21 protein-coding genes are annotated in these 15,737 nt (G+C 73.3%); 10 read left to right on the forward strand and 11 right to left on the reverse strand.

The window, feature by feature from the left end; genetic code table 11:
• Positions 1-91: 91 nt before the first annotated feature.
• A complete protein-coding gene (locus tag FHU28_RS28435; protein ID WP_184687812.1) occupies positions 92-1,435 on the reverse strand; it encodes a M16 family metallopeptidase in 1,344 nt (447 codons plus the stop codon).
• Positions 1,435-2,724 (reverse strand): M16 family metallopeptidase, encoded by a 1,290-nt coding sequence (locus FHU28_RS28440; protein WP_184687814.1) that lies wholly within the window; start codon positions 2,722-2,724, stop codon positions 1,435-1,437. The genes FHU28_RS28435 and FHU28_RS28440 overlap by 1 nt, the downstream gene beginning before the upstream one ends.
• An 85-nt stretch (positions 2,725-2,809) precedes the next feature.
• On the opposite strand from FHU28_RS28440, the gene FHU28_RS28445 reads away from it, so the two are divergent.
• Positions 2,810-3,520: a phosphodiesterase gene (locus tag FHU28_RS28445; RefSeq protein WP_184687816.1), complete on the forward strand. Its 711-nt coding sequence runs from the start codon at positions 2,810-2,812 to the stop codon at positions 3,518-3,520.
• On the opposite strand, the gene FHU28_RS28450 is transcribed toward FHU28_RS28445, so the two are convergent.
• Entirely contained in the window at positions 3,495-3,716 is a 222-nt protein-coding gene (locus FHU28_RS28450; RefSeq protein WP_013288141.1) for a hypothetical protein, read from the reverse strand. The two genes, FHU28_RS28445 and FHU28_RS28450, sit on opposite strands and share 26 nt — an antisense overlap.
• A 254-nt stretch (positions 3,717-3,970) precedes the next feature.
• On the opposite strand from FHU28_RS28450, the gene FHU28_RS28455 reads away from it, so the two are divergent.
• Genes FHU28_RS28455 through FHU28_RS28465 form a run of 3 tightly spaced genes read left to right on the forward strand, consistent with a single transcriptional unit; the run spans position 3,971 to position 5,577 of the window.
• Positions 3,971-5,068 (forward strand): 3-deoxy-7-phosphoheptulonate synthase, encoded by a 1,098-nt coding sequence (locus FHU28_RS28455; RefSeq protein WP_184690006.1) that lies wholly within the window; start codon positions 3,971-3,973, stop codon positions 5,066-5,068.
• A gap of 40 nt (positions 5,069-5,108) precedes the next feature.
• Positions 5,109-5,342, forward strand: coding sequence for a hypothetical protein (locus tag FHU28_RS28460; RefSeq protein ID WP_018786980.1), 234 nt, complete (start codon positions 5,109-5,111; stop codon positions 5,340-5,342).
• A gap of 25 nt (positions 5,343-5,367) precedes the next feature.
• The gene (locus FHU28_RS28465; RefSeq protein WP_184687818.1) at positions 5,368-5,577 is read left to right on the forward strand and encodes a hypothetical protein; all 210 of its coding nucleotides are present in this window, start codon (positions 5,368-5,370) and stop codon (positions 5,575-5,577) included.
• Between the two features lie 57 nt (positions 5,578-5,634).
• Here FHU28_RS28465 and FHU28_RS28470 read toward each other — a convergent pair whose 3' ends face one another.
• The 3 genes from FHU28_RS28470 to FHU28_RS28480 are packed head-to-tail and all read right to left on the reverse strand — an operon-like array spanning position 5,635 to position 6,819.
• Positions 5,635-6,174, reverse strand: coding sequence for a DUF1360 domain-containing protein (locus tag FHU28_RS28470; RefSeq protein WP_184687821.1), 540 nt, complete (start codon positions 6,172-6,174; stop codon positions 5,635-5,637).
• A gap of 34 nt (positions 6,175-6,208) precedes the next feature.
• Complete coding sequence (locus FHU28_RS28475; RefSeq protein ID WP_030502250.1) at positions 6,209-6,526, reverse strand: SRPBCC family protein; 318 nt, start codon at positions 6,524-6,526, stop codon at positions 6,209-6,211.
• A complete protein-coding gene (locus FHU28_RS28480) occupies positions 6,526-6,819 on the reverse strand; it encodes a DUF6158 family protein (RefSeq protein ID WP_030502251.1) in 294 nt (97 codons plus the stop codon). The genes FHU28_RS28475 and FHU28_RS28480 overlap by 1 nt, the downstream gene beginning before the upstream one ends.
• A 124-nt stretch (positions 6,820-6,943) precedes the next feature.
• Between FHU28_RS28480 and FHU28_RS28485 the strand changes: the two genes are divergently transcribed.
• Positions 6,944-7,375: a hypothetical protein gene (locus FHU28_RS28485; RefSeq protein ID WP_184687824.1), complete on the forward strand. Its 432-nt coding sequence runs from the start codon at positions 6,944-6,946 to the stop codon at positions 7,373-7,375.
• A 25-nt stretch (positions 7,376-7,400) separates the two neighbouring features.
• A complete protein-coding gene (locus tag FHU28_RS28490; RefSeq protein WP_184687826.1) occupies positions 7,401-7,730 on the forward strand; it encodes a DUF3817 domain-containing protein in 330 nt (109 codons plus the stop codon).
• Positions 7,731-7,737: 7 nt separating this feature from the next.
• On the opposite strand, the gene FHU28_RS28495 is transcribed toward FHU28_RS28490, so the two are convergent.
• Complete coding sequence (locus tag FHU28_RS28495; RefSeq protein ID WP_184687828.1) at positions 7,738-8,247, reverse strand: DUF6232 family protein; 510 nt, start codon at positions 8,245-8,247, stop codon at positions 7,738-7,740.
• 464 nt (positions 8,248-8,711) lie between these two features.
• Between FHU28_RS28495 and FHU28_RS28500 the strand changes: the two genes are divergently transcribed.
• Entirely contained in the window at positions 8,712-9,677 is a 966-nt protein-coding gene (locus tag FHU28_RS28500; protein ID WP_184687831.1) for a C40 family peptidase, read from the forward strand.
• Between the two features lie 72 nt (positions 9,678-9,749).
• Here the strand turns inward: FHU28_RS28500 and FHU28_RS28505 are convergent, their stop codons facing one another.
• The 3 genes from FHU28_RS28505 to FHU28_RS28515 all read right to left on the reverse strand — a co-directional run bounded on the left by FHU28_RS28505 (position 9,750) and on the right by FHU28_RS28515 (position 13,068).
• The gene (locus tag FHU28_RS28505) at positions 9,750-10,739 is read right to left on the reverse strand and encodes a sigma-70 family RNA polymerase sigma factor (protein WP_073830704.1); all 990 of its coding nucleotides are present in this window, start codon (positions 10,737-10,739) and stop codon (positions 9,750-9,752) included.
• Between the two features lie 470 nt (positions 10,740-11,209).
• Positions 11,210-12,157 (reverse strand): N-acetylmuramic acid 6-phosphate etherase, encoded by a 948-nt coding sequence (locus FHU28_RS28510; RefSeq protein ID WP_184687833.1) that lies wholly within the window; start codon positions 12,155-12,157, stop codon positions 11,210-11,212.
• On the reverse strand, positions 12,154-13,068 hold the full coding sequence (locus tag FHU28_RS28515; protein WP_184687836.1) for a MurR/RpiR family transcriptional regulator: 915 nt from the start codon (positions 13,066-13,068) through the stop codon (positions 12,154-12,156). Before FHU28_RS28515 ends, FHU28_RS28510 begins: the two co-directional genes overlap by 4 nt.
• A 268-nt stretch (positions 13,069-13,336) precedes the next feature.
• Here FHU28_RS28515 and FHU28_RS28520 point away from each other — a divergent pair, with 268 nt between their 5' ends.
• A complete protein-coding gene (locus FHU28_RS28520; protein ID WP_184687839.1) occupies positions 13,337-14,017 on the forward strand; it encodes an SDR family NAD(P)-dependent oxidoreductase in 681 nt (226 codons plus the stop codon).
• Here FHU28_RS28520 and FHU28_RS28525 read toward each other — a convergent pair.
• Positions 14,002-14,733, reverse strand: coding sequence for a dTMP kinase (locus tag FHU28_RS28525; protein WP_184687841.1), 732 nt, complete (start codon positions 14,731-14,733; stop codon positions 14,002-14,004). The genes FHU28_RS28520 and FHU28_RS28525 overlap by 16 nt on opposite strands.
• Positions 14,734-14,881: 148 nt before the next feature.
• Here FHU28_RS28525 and FHU28_RS28530 point away from each other — a divergent pair, with 148 nt between their 5' ends.
• Both FHU28_RS28530 and FHU28_RS28535 read left to right on the forward strand, forming a co-directional pair.
• The gene (locus tag FHU28_RS28530) at positions 14,882-15,463 is read left to right on the forward strand and encodes a nucleotidyltransferase (RefSeq protein ID WP_184687843.1); all 582 of its coding nucleotides are present in this window, start codon (positions 14,882-14,884) and stop codon (positions 15,461-15,463) included.
• 56 nt (positions 15,464-15,519) lie between these two features.
• Positions 15,520-15,729 carry a hypothetical protein gene (locus FHU28_RS28535; protein WP_221454666.1) on the forward strand — a complete coding sequence of 70 codons (210 nt, stop codon included), beginning with the start codon at positions 15,520-15,522 and terminating at the stop codon, positions 15,727-15,729.
• Positions 15,730-15,737: the final 8 nt, after the last annotated feature.

Consider the following 15,737-nt stretch of genomic DNA (forward strand, 5'->3'; position numbering starts at 1 on the left):
GAGGCTACCCAGCCGGGCGGCGACGATGGGAAACGTTTCCCACCGCGCGGATGCGGGGCGACGGGAATCACAGGCCCGCCGCCCCGTCCGGTCAGGTGTGGTCGGCCACCTCGCCGAGACCGCTGGCGACCAGCTCGTCCCGGATGACCGCCGCGTCCCCCTCGATCACCATGGTCAGCGACTCCGGGTGCAGGTAGGTGGCGGCCGCGGCGGAGACGTCCTCGACGGTCGCCGCGAGCAGTTGCTCCCGCAGCCGCGCGTGGTAGTCGTCCGGCAGGTCGTGCACGACGAGCGTGGTCAGGGCCGCGGCGATCGCCCGCGGACTCTGCAACTCGACCGAGAGCTGCCCGGCCCGCCAGGAACGCGCCACCTCCAGCTCCTCCTCGGTCACCCCGGTCAGCTGGGTACGCGAGATCTCGCCCACCGACTCGACGAGCGCCGGCGCGGTCACCGCGGTCTGCACGCCGGAGCTGACCGCGAACCGCCCGAAGCGCCGGGACGAGGCGAAGTCGCCCCGGATCCCGTACGTGTAGCCGCGTACCTCGCGGATCAGGTGGTTGAGCCGGGACGTGAACGCGCCGCCGAGCACGGTGCCGGCCAGCGTCATCGGCACGTGGTCCGGGTGGGCGCGGTGCGGGGACGGGTGACCGAGCCGCAGCGTCGACTGCACGGAGCCGGGCCGGTCGACCAGGATGATCCGGCGCTGCCCGGCCAGCGGCACGTCGATCGGGCCGCCGCGTTCCACCGGGCCCCCGCCGGCGCCGGCGAACGCGGTGGCGGCGAGCGCATCCAGGTCGATCCGTTCCAGGTCACCGGCGACGACGAGCGTGCCGGGGCGGATGAACCACTCGGAGTGGAAGACCGTGACGTCGTCCACCTCCAGCGCGGCCACGCTGCCCGGGTCGCCGTAGAGCGGGCGGCCCCACCGGTGCTGCGCGCCGAACAGCTCGGCCCGCAGCACCGCGTCGGCCCGCGGGCCCGGGTTGGCCCAGTCCATCCGCAGCGCGGTCGCCTCGTCGTCGCGTACGCGCAGCACGTCGGCCGGGTCGAGCCGGGGCGTCCGGACCGCCTCGGCCAGCAGCTCCACGGCGGCGGTCAGCCGGTCCACCGGCACCTGCACGCTCACCTGGAACGAGTCCCAGTCGAGCCCGGTCGCCAGCTCGGTGCCGAGCGCCTCGATGGCCAGCGCGTACGCGGTGGCGTCCCGCTGCGCGGTGCCCTCCTCCAGGGCCTTGGCCAGCACCGCGCCGAGCCCTTCCTTGCCGACCGGCTCGCGGCCCGCGCCGCCGTCGAGCAGCAGCAACGCGACGGCGAGGTTCTGCCCGGGCAGGTGCGCGGCGACCACCTGGCCGCCGGCCGCCGTCCGCCGGACCACCTGCGGGAACCGGTAGGCGCGCGCGGCGCCGGGGCCGGGACGGGTGGCGATCAGCGACATCACTTCTCCTCGGGCAGGTAGGTCAGGATCACCCGGTCGGCGGCGCCGAGCAGCTCGGCGGCCTGCTCGGCGATCTGCTCGGCGGTCACCGCGAGCCAGGCCGGCAGCCGGTCGGCCGCGCGGGCCGGGTCGCCGAACTGGGTGGCGTAGCGGCCGAGCGTGTCCGCCCGCCCGTCCACGGTGGACATCTGCCGCCACCACATGGTGCTCAGCAGCGCCTTGGCCCGGTCCAGCTCGGCGGCGGTCACCGGCACTGTCGCCAGCTCGTCGACCACCTCGGCCAGCCCGTCGCGCAGCCGCTCGGCGCTCACCCCGGGGCGGGCCGTGGCGGTGGCGATCAGCGGGGCGGGCGCGTGCGCCAGGTCCACCCCGTACGCGCCGACCAGGTCCGGCTGGGCGATCCGCTCACCGTCGGCCAGGCGCTGGTAGAGGCGGCTGCCCCGGCCGCTGCCGAGGACGGTGCCCAGCACCGTTGTCACGTCGTACCCCTGGCTGCCGAACGGGTGGGTGCGGTGCGCGACGTAGACGCGGGGGGCGGGCACGTCGGCGGTGACCGTCTCCACCGCCGGGCGACCGGTGGCCGGCACGGTGCGGCCGTCCGGCGCGGCCGGGATGTCGGCGCGCGCGTCGAGGCCGCCGAAGTACTTGTCGGCGAGCGCGAACACCTCCGCGGCGGTGGTGTCGCCGACCACGGTGAGGACGGCGTTGTTCGGCGCGTAGTACGTGCTGTGGAACTCCTGGAAGGTGGCCAGGTCGGCGGCGTTCAGGTCGGCCATCGACCCGATCGTCGCGTGGTGGTACGGGTGCCCCGGCGGGTAGAGCAGCGGCAGCAGCCGCAACCAGGCGTCGCCGTACGGCACGTTCTCGTAGCGCTGCCGCCGCTCGTTCTTCACCACGTCACGCTGGTTGTCGAGCGTCTCCTGGGTCAGCGCCGGCACCAGCCCGCCCATCCGGTCGGCCTCCAGCCAGAGCGCCAACTCCAGGTGCTCGGCCGGGACCGTCTCGAAGTAGTTGGTCCGGTCCGGGTTGGTGGTCGCGTTGAGCGAGCCGCCCGCGCCCTGGATCAGCTTCATGTGCTCGGTCTTCGCCACGTTCACCGAGCCCTCGAACATGAGGTGCTCGAAGAGGTGGGCGAAGCCGGTCTGTCCCGCCGGCTCATGGCGGGAGCCCACGTCGTACCAGAGGTTGACCGCCACGGCCGGGGCGGTGCGGTCCTCGCTCACCACCACGCGCAGGCCGTTGTCCAGTCGGGTCGTCTCGATCGGCCAGGGGAAACCGCTGTCGGGCATGGGACGACGCTATCCGATCTCGGAGGCGGAAAGGTGACACGCGCGCCGGAGCATCGTCGGTGCGCGCCGGGGTACCCGTGCGGGCATGGCCGCCACCACACCGTCCGCCGTCGAGCGCGCCGCCGCCGCGCTGGCCCGGCTCCGGCACGCCCGGCTGCTGCACCCGGCCGGGCGCACGTTCGGCGGCGAGGCCCGGATCTGGGGTACGCCGGGACCGCCGGCCGGGGTTCCGCTGCTCGACTCACCGGGCCGGTGGCCGGCCACGATCCGCCTGTCCAAGGGTGTGCCGACGCCGGGCGGCTGGCCGGACGTGCTGGGCGTGGCGGTGCGGCTGCACCGCGAACCGGAGCCGCCGGTGGACCTGCTGTTCAGTTCCAGCGGCGCCGCGCCGGTGCTGCGGAACCTGCCGCTGCCCCGGCGGCGCTTCACCGGGACGTACACGTCGATCATGCCGTTCCGGGCCGGCGGGCGGCGGCTGTTCCTGGCCGTGCTGGCCGACCCGGAGTCACCCGACCTGGGTCGCGGCCTGGCCGAGGCCGGCGCGGCGGTCGCGGCCGACGAGCCCCGGCTGGTGCTGGCGGCGGCCTCGGCGGTGGGCCGGTGGCGGCCGTTCGGCGAGGTACGCCTCGACGAGCGCGGCGCCGCCGAGGACGCCGCGCTCGCGTTCGATCCGATCGGCAACGTGCCGCCGGGGTTGCGCCTGGCCGGCCCGCTGGCCCGGTTGCGGGACGACAGTTACCGGGGTTCCCGCCGGGCCCGGGGCGCGACGCTCAGTCGGGCGGCTCGACGGGGGTGACGGTCTGCTCGGAGGTGCGGTGCTCCAGCACCGTGTCGGGGGCGGCGTTCTGGTCCGCCTCGCGGATGTCGGACTCGGTGAGGATCGCGTCGGCCTGCGCCTCGGCGTCGTCGCTGCCCGCCGCCGCCTCCTCCGGCAGCAGGTGCGCTCGGGACTCGATCCGTTCCTGGTCACTGGGGTCATGGCTGGTGGTCATGCCGATCACATACCCCGCGTTCCGCACTTCGGAACGACAGCGGGCTTTCCGGCGCGCGTCGGGTACGCTGACCGACGTGACGCGGTCGTATCGATGGTTTAGGCAGCCGGCTGGAGGAGCCGGTGACTCGACCATGAGCTGACGTCACTTACCTCTTCGAGCCGGCCGGGCAGGGATTCTTTCCCTGCCCTTTCGTATGCGAGCAGCCGGCTCGATCCCCCGGACCCGGCACGGGGGCACGGTCGGCGGAAGGAATCCCCACCGTGACCACGTCCCAGGACGCCCATCGGGTCATCGACCAGCGCATCGACCGTGTGGTGCCGCTGACCACCCCGGCCCTGCTGCACCACCACCTGCCACTGGACACCCCGCTGGCCGAGGCCGTCGTGGCGGGCCGGCGTGCCGTCGGCCGGGTGCTGGACCGCGCCGACGACCGGTTGCTCGTCGTCGTCGGCCCCTGCTCCGTGCACGACCCGGCCGCCGCCCTGGAGTACGCGGGCCGGCTGCGCGAGGCCGCCGCGCGGGTCGCCGACGACCTGCTCGTGGTGATGCGCGTCTACTTCGAGAAGCCGCGCTCGACGGTGGGCTGGAAGGGCCTGATCAACGACCCGGCGCTGGACGGCTCCGGCGACGTGAACACCGGTCTGCGTACCGCGCGGGCGCTCCTGCTCGACGTGCTGCGCCTGGGTCTGCCGGTGGGCTGCGAGTTCCTCGACCCGATCACCCCGCAGTACATCGCCGACACGGTGGCCTGGGGCGCGATCGGCGCGCGGACGGTGGAGAGCCAGGTGCACCGGCAGCTCGCCTCCGGGCTGTCCATGCCGATCGGCATGAAGAACCGCCCCGACGGCAGCATCGCCACGGCCGTGGACGCGATCCGGGCGGCCGGTGTGCCGCACGTCTTCCCCGGCATCGACGTCTCCGGCACCCCGGCGATCATGCACACCCAGGGCAACGCGGACGGGCACCTGGTGCTGCGGGGCGGGGGCGGCCGGCCGAACTACGACGCGGAGTCGGTGGCCGGGGCACTGGACCTGCTGCGGGCCGCGGGTCTGCCGGAGCGGGTGGTGGTCGACGCCAGCCACGCCAACAGCGGCAAGGACCACCGCAACCAGCCGCTGGTCGCGGCGGACGTGGCGGCCCAGCTCGCCGCCGGTCAGCGCGGGATCGTCGGCATCATGCTGGAGAGCTTCCTGACGCCCGGCCGGCAGGACCTGGACCCGACCCGGGAACTGGCGTACGGCCAGTCGGTCACCGACGCCTGCATCGGCTGGGACAGCACGGCCGAGGTGCTGGAGCACCTGGCGCAGGCCGTCCAGGCCCGCCGGGCCACGCTTGCGGCACGGGCCTGAGCGGGGTTGGGGCGAGTTTGACCGGTTCGGCGCCGGGTAGGTGGTCGGCGTGACCGATGACGCGCCCGTGACCGAGCAGCCGGACACCCGGCCGCTCGACGACCTGCTCGACGACATCTACCACGGCCAGGAGCGGATCACTCAGGCGGACATCTACCGCCGGGCGGTGGCCGCCGAACTCCCCGCGGAGCTGCTCACCCGGATCGCCGCGCTCCCCCAGGGCGAGTACGCGGCGGACGAGGCGGCCGATCTGCTGGGCGGCACGGTCGCCTGAGCCCCCGCCGACGAGAGGACGCGACATGACCGACCGCAACCCCGACCATGAGCACCTGGCGGCGCTCGGCCAGCCTCCGGAGGGCGTCGACACGCTCCCGGAGCCGGACTTCGCCAACGAGCACGACCAGACCGCTGTGGACCGGGAGGTCATCACCGGGGAGGACGAGGACGAGCGGGAGCCGGAGGCGTCGCGAGGCTGGGCCGGCGAGGACCACGGCACCACCCCCACCTGACGGTGGGAGACACGGGAAAAGGGGGCCGGCTCGCCGGCCCCCTTTCGTGTCCGTGGGTCACGCCTCGTGGCGCTCGCCCTCGGCCGCCTGCTGGGCGACCGCGTACCCCATCTGGAGGAAGTCGGAGGCGGCCACCGCGGTCAGCGCGGTGGCGACCAGCCGGGTCAGCCGGGGCGCCAGCACCAGGCCGCCGGTGAGCCCGGTGGCCACCCAGACCGCCAGGCAGAACGGGCAGCTGACCAGCTCGCCGAGCGCGTGCCGGGTGGGGCTGCCCTCGTCGCGGACCTGCTCCATCACCTCGCCGCTGCCGATCGGGTGGTCGTAGCGGGTGAACGGCGCCCGCAGCGGACTGGTGATCGCGTCCTTGGACAGCAGCCGGCTGAGCTTGTGCGTGGCGATCGAGAGCAGCACCACGTCCGCCGGCGTGGGCCGCTCAGGCACCGGCCGGCCGGTCGCCCGGACCAGGCCGACGAGCGCGGCGGTCACGCCCGCGTACGTGCCCATCGCCTTCAGGTAGCCCTCCAGCGGCCGGTGCTCGTGCGGCGCGTACGCCTGGCGCAGGCGCGCCACCTTCTGCTTCAGGCCACTCCCGGTCAACCCGGCCTCCTCGTGCTCGTCGTGCGGGCCGGGCTCATCCGGCGGTCAGGTTGTCGGCCACCTCGCGGTCGAGGTTGGCCAGGATCTCGTCGGCCAGGTCGTGGTCCGGGCCGGCCAGGTCGAGCCGCACCCGGGCGCCGCCCGCGCCGGCCGGCTCCACGTCGATCTCGGCGGACCAGTCCGCGGCGCTCCACCGGGCCCGCATGTCGTCGGCGTCGACGACCTCGACCCGGCACGTGCCGGAGTTGCGGAGCCGCTCGGGCAGCCAGGCCGAGGAGCGGTCCGGGTCGGTCGCGGTGTTGAACACCACCTCCGGTGGCGCGGACATGCCGCGCTCGGCGTGGCTGGCCATCAGGCGTCCCGCAACCGGCTCGGGTCGACCTCCCGGCCGGGGTGCCGGGCCAGGTACTCGGTCTCCAGTTCGGCGGTGCGCCGCAGGTGGTTGGCGAGCGCCGAGTCGGTGGCGTGGCGCAGCGTGTCCAGCCGGGTGCGGTGCAGGCTCTGCATCTCCCGGACCAGGTCCTCGTCGCCCAACTCCACCGGGTCCACCCCGAGCTGCTCGCCGTCGACGGTGCGGGCGTGGTCGCCGTCCCACTCCGCGACCCGCTGTTCCGGGCTCGCGTCCCGGCGTACCGATTCGGTCATCGTCGCCCCCTCGTCTCGTTCGGGTTGGCACCTGTTCGGATGCCCAGCGGGCGTGCCACCAAACCACCGCCCGCGCTACGACGCCGTGTCGGAGACGCCCGGCGGCCCCGGTACTCTCGTGGGCATGAATCGGCTCTGGACACCGGCGTGGATCGTCCGCCACGTGGCCATGGTCGTGCTGGTGGCGGGTTGCCTCGGGCTGGGCTGGTGGCAGGTCACCCGCGCCGCCGGGGGGAACGCGATCAGCTTCGGTTACGCGATCGAGTGGCCGGTCTTCGCCGGCTTCGTGATCTTCGTCTGGTGGCGTGAGGTCCGGCAGGCGCTCCGCGGCAAGCCGGCGGACGACGCGCAGCAGCCGGGCGATCCGGCGCCGTCGGCCGCCGCCGGCCCCGAGCCGGTCGACGCCGTCCCGGCGGTACGCCGTCCGGTGCGCGTCGTGCGGGTGCCGGCCGCCCCGGCGGACGGGGCGGACGACGCCGAGCTGGCCGCGTACAACCGCTATCTATCCTGGTTGAACGCCAATCCGGGCGCCCGGCCCGGCGACTATCCCGGCTGAGGCCGGTGCGGAAGGACGGACGACGGTGGGCGGAGCCCTTACCCGGTACCGCGTGATCGCCTGGATCGTGGGCGTGGCGCTCGTGGTGCTGGTCCTGATCGGCATGCCGCTGAAGTACGGCTTCGACAACCCGAGCGTGGTGGGCGTGGTCGGGGTGGCGCACGGCTGGCTGTACATGCTCTATCTGGCGCTCACGTTCGACCTGTCCCGCCGGGCCGAGTGGCCGCTGAAGCGGATGCTGCTGGTGATGCTCGCCGGCACCGTGCCGTTCGTCTCGTTCTACGCCGAGCGGCGGGTGAGCCAGTGGGTGGCGGCCGAGCAGCGGCCGCGTACCCCGGAGCCGGTCGCGGGCTGAGCGCCGCTCACCGCGGCGGCCTCCACGGCTCGGCCGGCGGCGGGTCGGCCCAGCCACCCATGCGCGCCACCTCACGGGCGCGGCGCAGCGCCCGGCTGACCTGACCGAACTGCCGCTCGTCGTCGCTGCTGAACAGCAACACCTCGGTGCCGCGGACGCGTCCCCACAGCTCGTGCGCCGGGGGCCGCCAGCGGTCGCCGATCAGCACGAGCAGCAGCGGCACCAGCCCGACCCCGCCGAGCATGAGGTACGCCCCGGCGGTGAGCCGGTGCAGGCCGCCGGTGAAGCCGAGCAGCACCCCGACCGCGGCGATCATCGCGGCGGACACGACGACCGCGCGGATCGCGAGCCGGTCGTGCGGGCCGCGGTCGGTCCGCACCTGGGTGATCTCGGCCACCGGCCAGGTGTTGCGGCCGACGGTGAAGCGCTCGGCGGTGACGACGATGCCGGGCCGGGCGTAGAGCAGCTTCGGCGTGGCCGGTCGGGGCGGCTGGGTGGCGGAGCGGTCGGTCTGCACGGCGGCCTCCCGGGGACGCGGATCCCGTGCGGGAATCCCGGTTCCGGGCTTCATTGTGTTGCGGGTCCGCCACCTGACCTCGGGTTTTCGGCGGTCGACCGCCGGGCCTGCTCCGGGTGGCCCGCCGGAAAGAGAGAGCGATTTCAGCCTTTGTCATGACTTTGCGTGGCGGTGGCTGACGACATCCGCCCAGAACGACCAATGGGGCGAGCCACGCCATCTACGCAGACACCCCGAACCCGGGTACGGCCGGTCGGCGAGGTGGGCACGGACGGTCAGACGCATCATCGTCACTTTCCGCCACTTTGCCAACTTTCGCCCCTGCTTGAACTCCCGGCTACTCCGATCACGGGTTAGGTTGTGCAGGTCGGCCCGGTCGACAGCCATCCGCCCGGATGGCCCCGGGCCGGTGTCGCCGGGTCGCGAACGCGCCCGGCGACCGGTGGGAGAGGAGCTTTCCGCTCTTGTCGTCCTTACGGATGCTGCTCCGCTCGCTGGCGGTGGCCGGCCTCTCGGCCGCGCTGCTCGCCCCGGCGCAGGTGGCTCGGGCCGAGCCCACCCCCGCCGAGCTGACGAAGCAGATCGAGAAGTCCTCGACTGAGCTGGAGCGAATCGTCGAGTCCTACAACAAGCTCAACGAGGACATCAAGGCCAACAAGGCCACCGCGGCCAAGTTGGAGGCCCGGATCGGGCCGTTGCAGGAACAGGCCGAGCGCAGCCGCGCCGAGGTGGGCGTGCTGGCGGCGACGGCGTACAAGACCGGCGGCATGCGTACCGCCGCGGCCCTGCTGGACCCGGGCGGCCAGGCCACGCTGCCGGAGCGGCTGGGCACCCTGGACCAGCTCACCCGCCAGCGCCAGCGCACCCTCTCCAGCTTCACCGCCGACCAGCAGCGGCTGATCGACCAGAAGATCCGGCTGGACACCACGCTCGCCCGCGAGGCCGCGCAGGCCAAGCAGCTCAAGACCGCGAAGACGCGGATCGAGGGAGACCTGGCCGGCCTCTACGAGATGCGGCGCAGGGCGTACGGGCGGGCCACCGAGGCGCCCGGCAACGCCGGCTCGGCGGGCAAGCCCCCGGCCGTCTCCGGTGACGCCGGCAAGGCCGTGCGGTACGCCTACGGCGCGGTCGGCAAGCCCTACGGCTACGGCCAGGACGGCCCCGGCAGTTACGACTGCTCGGGTCTCACGCTCGCGGCGTGGCGGGTGGCCGGGAAGTCGCTGCCGCACAGCGCGGCGAGACAGTGGAGCGCCACCAAGCGGATCAGCCGCAGCGAGCTGCAACCGGGCGACCTGGTGTTCTACTCCGGGCTCGGGCACGTGGCGCTCTACGTCGGCAACGGCCAGATCATCGACGCGCCGAGCGCCGGACGCAACGTCAGCAAACGCGGTATGAACATCATGTCGATCGCCGGCTACGGCCGGGTCTGATCGACGCGGACGGCGAACGGCCGGCGTCCCCCTGTCGGACGCCGGCCGTTCGTTGTCTCAATTACTACCAGGTCAGGCCGCCTGCAGCCCCTCCGCGCGAGCCAGCTCACGCAGCCGGCCGAGGGCCTGGATCTCCAGCTGGCGGATCCGCTCCCGGGAGAGCGAGAACCGCGACGCGACCTCGGTCAGCGAGTGCTCGCGCCCGTCCTCCAGGCCGTACCGGGCCCGCATGATGCCGGCGGACCGGTCGTCGAGGTGGTTGAGCAGACCCTCGATCCGCTGCCGCTCCAGGCCGGTGAGCACGATCTCCTCGGGCGACGGCGCGTCACTGTCGGCGACCAGGTCACCGAGATTGGTGTCGCCGTCGTCACCGACCGGCGTGTCCAGCGAGACGGTGTCCTGCGACCAGCGGACCAGCTCGTTGACCCGCTCGACGGTCACGCCGAGGGCGGTAGCGATCTGCTCCGGCTCCGGGTCGGCGCCCAGCTCACGGGTGAGCTGCCGGGCCACGTTGCGCATCCGGTTGACGTCCTCGACCAGGTGCACGGGCAGCCGTACGGTCCGCTCCTGCTGGGCGATCGCCCGGCTGATGGCCTGGCGGATCCACCACGTCGCGTAGGTGGAGAACTTGAAGCCACGCTCGTAGTCGAACTTCTCGACCGCCCGGACCAGGCCGGTGTTGCCCTCCTGGATCAGGTCCAGCATGGGCATGCCGGAGCGCACGTAACGCCGGGCGATCGACACGACCAGCCGCAGGTTCGCGCGGATGAACAGGTCCTTCGCGCGCTCACCCTCGACGACCAGCCGCTCCAGGTCCTCCCGGTCGACGCCGTCGGGGATGCGCTCTGAGTCGAGCAGGTGCTCGGCGTAGAGGCCCGCCTCGATCGCCTTGGAAAGGTCGACCTCCCGGGCGGCGTCGAGCAGCGGCGTCCGGGAGATCTCGTGCAGGTAGACGCCGACCAGGTCCCGCTCCTCGGCGACCTCGTCGGTACGCATGCCGATGTTCTTGTCCACGATTGCCACGGTCCCCTCGCTCGCGCCGGTTGCCCGGTTCCTTGCCATCCCCACGTTCATCAGCCCTCCCCGTAACCTCCGCTGTGCCCGTAGGTGCTGACACCTACACAACAGGTGTGACGCGTCGGGGATTCCATGTCGTGAGTCGAAACTGTCACGAATGCCTGAGTACTAGCTGAGAGCCCGGTCCATGTTTCCTGTTACCGGCCCGGTTCGGACGGCTTCCGGACACGGCTTTCGACGCCTGCCGGAGCTGCTGAATCGCTATTCGCCCATGGAATGGCACCATTGCCTGTTCCATGAACACAGCGAGCCGCGTCACCGGGTCGTTGCGATCCTGGTCACTGCGAGATACGCGCTCGCGGACCGGTCGGTTCAGCCACGCTCAGGATTACCCTCCGCCTCGTTGAACAATCCGTGCGGGCGGGAACGTCCCCCTCCCGCACGTGATACGCGTCGCACCCGCCTGGCGGATGCGCCGGGCGGGTGGATCCGGCGGGAAGAGCGGGCCGGAGCGCTCAGGAGGCGAGCAGGGCCAGCGCGCCGCGTACCTGGTGGGCGGAGCGGGCCAGCGCGGCCCGGGCGGCCGGCACCTCGGCGCCGGAGACGAGCGCGACGAGTGCGGTCTTGAGGTCGCCGTCGGCCTCCCGCAGGGCGACCTGGCAGACCTCCTCGGCGCAGCCGGTGGCCTCCATGAGAATCGAGATCATGCGGCCGCGCAGTTTGGCGTTCGTGGCCACCATGTCGATCATCAGGTTCGAGTAGACACGGCCCAGACGCACCATGACGGCCGTGGAGAACGTGTTGAGCACCAACTTCTGCGCGGTGCCGGCCTTCATCCGGGTCGACCCGGTGACCACCTCCGGCCCGGTGTCCACCCCGATGAAGACGTCCACCGACGCGGCGGCCTCGGCCTCCGGATTCGCGCAGAGCAGCACCGTAGCGGCCTCCAGCTCCCGGGACGCGGCGAGCGCCCCGAGGACGTACGGGGTGCGTCCGCTGGCCGCCAGGCCCACCACCAGGTCGCCCGGGCGTACGCACTCGGCGGCCTCGGCGGCGCCGCCGAGCTCGTCGTCCTCGGCGTCCTCGACCGCCCGCCACATGGCGTCCGGGCCACCGGCGAGGTGCGAGCAGAACCAGTGCCGGGGCGAGTTGAACGTGGGGGCCAGCTCGGCCGCGTCCAGCACGCCGAGGCGGCCGGAGGTGCCGGCGCCGAAGTAGTGCACGCGGTGCCCGTCACGCAGCGCGGCCACCGCCAGGTCGACGGTCTCGGCGATCTCGTCCAGCACGGCGGCGACGGCGGCCGGCACCCGCCGGTCGGCCTCGTTGATCACGGTGAGCACGTCGCGGGTGGACATCAGGTCGAGGTCGAAGCTGTGCGGGTTGCGGCGCTCGGTGGGCGCGCCGACACGCACCACCGGCTGGATCGCCGCCACGCCGTCGCGTTCCACCCGGCCCGCCGTCATCCCCGCCTCCGGCCGGGACCGACCCGGCGCGACTTGACCGCCTCGGCGGTGGCTTCGAGCGCCTTCTTGGTCCGGGCCCGGCTGCGCGCGGCCACCCCGACGAAGAGGCAGTCGACGACGGTGAGCTGGGCCAGCCGGCTGGCCGTCGCGCCGGAGCGGTAGGTCGTCTCCCGCGCGGCGGTGGTGAGCACGTGGTCGGCGACGTCGGTGATCGGCGAGCGCGGGAAGTTGGTGAGCGCGACGGTGGTGGCTCCGCGGGCCCGCGCCTGCTCCAGCACCTCGATGACGTCGGACGTGGTGCCGGTGTGCGAGATGCCGACCGCGACGTCGCCGCGCCCGAGCAGGGCGGCAGAGGTGAGCGCGGTGTGCACGTCCGGGAAGTAGAACGCGATGCGGCCGATGCGGTGCAGCTTCTGCTGGAAGTCGGAGGCGACGAAGCCGCTGGCGCCCGCGCCGTAGACGTCGATCCGGCCGGCCGCGCCGATCGCCTCGACCACCAGCTCGCAGACCGCCGGGTCGAGCTGCTCGGCGGTCTCCTCGACGGCCCGGGCGTCGTTGAACGCGATGGTGGCGATGATCTGGGCCAGGTCGGCGCCGGGCGGGATGTCGCCGCCGACCACCCGCGCGTCCGGCGGCTCGATCCGGCGGGCGGCCTCGGCGGCGAGGCGGATCCGCAGCTGGGGATAGCCGTCCATGCCGACCGAGCGGCAGAAGCGGATCACTGTCGCCTCGGACGTCTCGGCGGCGGTGGCGAGGTCGGTGATCGTGCGCCGGGCGGCGTCCGCCGGATCGGAGACGACCAGCCGGGCCACCCGCTGTTCGGCCGGGGACAGCGAGGGCAGCAGGCCGCTGATGTGGACGATCAGTCCACCGGGCTCGTGACTCGCAGAAATCTTCGAACTCTTCGCCACGGATGAAACTTACTTTCAGAGGGCGTGAGCGTCAACCATGACACCGTGTATCGGGAAATTTACCGTCCTCCGTGCCCGCCACCCGAGCCAAGGATCCCATTCTCGCAGCCCGGCCGCTTCATCCGGTCCGCTCGAGTCCGTCCCGCCGGGCGACGTGCCGGTCCGCCGTCGCGCGGCCCGGCCTGGCTGGACGGCCTCGACCAGGCAGGCCGGACGGCCGCCGCAGGGTCGCCGGACGGCCGGTGGGGCCGTTGGTTAGCGTGTGTCCATGACGGAGCGCACGGTGCTGGTGACCGGAGGTACTGGCGGACTGGGTGGCGCGGTCACCACCGCCTTCCTGGACGCCGGCTGGCGGGTGGTCGTACCCCAGCGGGAGCCCGGGACGGACGGCGGCGGCCCGGTCCGCGTCGAGGCGGACCTGCTGACGCCCGAGGGGGCCGCACGGGCGGTCGAGGTCGCCACCGCCGAACCCGTCGCGCCGCTGCGCGCGCTGGTCAACCTGGTCGGCGGGTACGCCGCCGGGGGCCTGGTGCACGAGACCCCGGTCGAGGAGTTCGAGCGGATGCTGCGGATCAACCTGCGCCCGACCTACCTGGTGACCCGGGCGGCGCTGCCGCACCTGGCCGCCACCGGCGACGGCGCCGTGGTGTGCGTCTCCGCGCGGGCGGCGGTGTCGCCGTTCCCGGGCGCCTCGGGCTACGTCACCGCCAAGGCCGCGGTGCGGGCGTTCGCCGACGCGGTCGCGGTCGAGTACCGGCAGCGCGGCGTGCGGTGCAACACGGTGCTGCCGAGCGTCATCGACACCCCGGCCAACCGGGCCGCCCAGCCCGACGCCGACCACCGGCGCTGGGTGCCCCCGGCGGAGATCGCCGGCGTGATCCGGTTCCTGGCCTCCACCGAGTCGGCGCCCACGAGCGGCGCCGGCATCCCGGTCTACGGCCGGGCCTGAACCGGCACCGGGCCGTCGCGGCCCGCCCCGCCGGCCGGACACGGCGGGCCGCCCGGAGCCGGGCCGGGACCGGCGGACGGATCGTCGGGCAGCCACTCGCTCAGGTGCGCCCGGATCCGGCGGGCCACCTCCTCCGGCGGGCCGTTGCCGTCCACCACCACGAAGCCGCCGTACTCCGGCAGCCTCCGATACGCGGTGTCCGCGTCGGTCAGCCATTCCATGCTCTCGTGGTCGGTGCCGCGCCGCTCGATCCGGCGATACGCCTCGGCCGGGTCCACGGTGAGCAGGAACGTCACCTCGGGCGCCGGGAAGACCCGGTACCCGGCCCGGGCCAGCCGCTCCCACCGCTGCCCGCCGTGCGCCCGGATGCTCGCGTACTGGCAGAACGACCAGCGGTCCATTACCGCGGTACGGCCCGTGACCAGGCAGCTGAGCAACGCGAGCGCGATGGCCAGCCACCGCAGCGCCGACTCGACCGCGAGCAGGCCGTCGCGCCCGACGAGCCGCTGCGCGTCCGCACGGCCGACCCGTTGGGCGATGCGGCCCAGCCAGCGGCGGCCACCGGCGTTGCGGTGATAGGTCGCGGGGTGGCCGGCGGCGGTCAGGGCCTGGGCTAGCCGGTGCGCCTGGGTGGTCTTGCCCGAGCCGTCGATGCCGATCAGGGCTACAGCGCGCAGTCGGGCCCTGCCGCGCCGCGCTCGCCGTGAGCTGGCCACCTTGTCGAGGTTATCCGATCGACGCTCACCATCGCCTATTTGTCGCTTTCCTGCCCGAGCGGACGGACCGCGCCGCTACAGGTGTGACCAAAGCGCCAGCCGGGTACGCATCGTGATCCCAACGCCCATGACGACGAGGGAGCCGCAGATGGCCGAGCGCGGGGACGAGACCCTGGTGCACACGCTGAAGAAGGTCGCCGCCGTGCTCAAACAGTCCGAGATCCCGTTCGCGCTGGGTGGCAGCTTCGCGGTGTACGCGCACGGCGGCCACTCCAGCGACCACGACGTGGACTTCCTGCTCCGGGAGGCGGACGTCGACCGGGCGCTGGAGGCGCTGGTCGAGGCCGGCTTCACCGCCGAGCGCCCACCGGAGGACTGGCTGGTCAAGGTCTACGACGAGGACCGGATGGTGGACCTGATCCACCGGCCGGTCGAGACACCGGTGACCGAGGAGACGTTCGCCGACACGATCGAGCGCCCGGTCGACGCCATCCGCATGCCGGTGCTCTCGGCCAGCCAGCTCATGGTGCACAAGCTGCTGAGCTTCTCGCAGCACTACTGCGACTTCGCCCGCGCCCTGCCGCTGGCCCGCTCGCTGCGGGAACAGATCGACTGGGAACGGGTACGGAAGGAGACGCAGCACTCGCCGTACGCGGAGGCGTTCCTGGTGCTGCTCGACCGGCTGGACGTGCTGCCCGGCGGCGTGCCCGGCGGAAGGGAGACCCTGTGACCGGACAGTCGCACGACGTTCCACCCGACGAGTACGTCGAGGCGGAGATCCAGAGCATGCTCGCCGAGGACCCCTCGGTGGCCGAGCAGGGCATCACAGTGGTGCGCCGGGAGAGCGGGCTGGTGCTCTACGGCGAGGTGGAGAGCCCGCACCGGCGGGAGGAGATCCTGCGGCGGGTCGCCGAGCGCTTCCCGGACACGCCGGTCACCAGTGACATCGGGGTGATCCGCACCGAGGCGCCCACCCAGGTCGAGGAACTGCCGTGAGGGAGGTT

The organism is Micromonospora echinospora, assembly GCF_014203425.1.
Lineage (GTDB): Bacteria > Actinomycetota > Actinomycetes > Mycobacteriales > Micromonosporaceae > Micromonospora > Micromonospora echinospora_A.

What these genes read in the sequence shown, in the direction of transcription:
- FHU28_RS28450 (WP_013288141.1), bottom strand. Translation starts at nt 3,716, where the DNA reads ATGACCACCAGCCATGACCCCAGTGACCAGGAACGGATCGAGTCCCGA.
- FHU28_RS28445 (WP_184687816.1), top strand. Translation starts at nt 2,810, where the DNA reads ATGGCCGCCACCACACCGTCCGCCGTCGAGCGCGCCGCCGCCGCGCTG.
- FHU28_RS28505 (WP_073830704.1), bottom strand. Translation starts at nt 10,739, where the DNA reads ATGGCAAGGAACCGGGCAACCGGCGCGAGCGAGGGGACCGTGGCAATC.
- FHU28_RS28465 (WP_184687818.1), top strand. Translation starts at nt 5,368, where the DNA reads ATGACCGACCGCAACCCCGACCATGAGCACCTGGCGGCGCTCGGCCAG.
- FHU28_RS28435 (WP_184687812.1), bottom strand. Translation starts at nt 1,435, where the DNA reads ATGTCGCTGATCGCCACCCGTCCCGGCCCCGGCGCCGCGCGCGCCTAC.
- FHU28_RS28480 (WP_030502251.1), bottom strand. Translation starts at nt 6,819, where the DNA reads ATGACCGAATCGGTACGCCGGGACGCGAGCCCGGAACAGCGGGTCGCG.
- FHU28_RS28530 (WP_184687843.1), top strand. Translation starts at nt 14,882, where the DNA reads ATGGCCGAGCGCGGGGACGAGACCCTGGTGCACACGCTGAAGAAGGTC.
- FHU28_RS28485 (WP_184687824.1), top strand. Translation starts at nt 6,944, where the DNA reads ATGAATCGGCTCTGGACACCGGCGTGGATCGTCCGCCACGTGGCCATG.
- FHU28_RS28510 (WP_184687833.1), bottom strand. Translation starts at nt 12,157, where the DNA reads ATGACGGCGGGCCGGGTGGAACGCGACGGCGTGGCGGCGATCCAGCCG.
- FHU28_RS28535 (WP_221454666.1), top strand. Translation starts at nt 15,520, where the DNA reads ATGCTCGCCGAGGACCCCTCGGTGGCCGAGCAGGGCATCACAGTGGTG.
- FHU28_RS28440 (WP_184687814.1), bottom strand. Translation starts at nt 2,724, where the DNA reads ATGCCCGACAGCGGTTTCCCCTGGCCGATCGAGACGACCCGACTGGAC.
- FHU28_RS28520 (WP_184687839.1), top strand. Translation starts at nt 13,337, where the DNA reads ATGACGGAGCGCACGGTGCTGGTGACCGGAGGTACTGGCGGACTGGGT.
- FHU28_RS28475 (WP_030502250.1), bottom strand. Translation starts at nt 6,526, where the DNA reads ATGGCCAGCCACGCCGAGCGCGGCATGTCCGCGCCACCGGAGGTGGTG.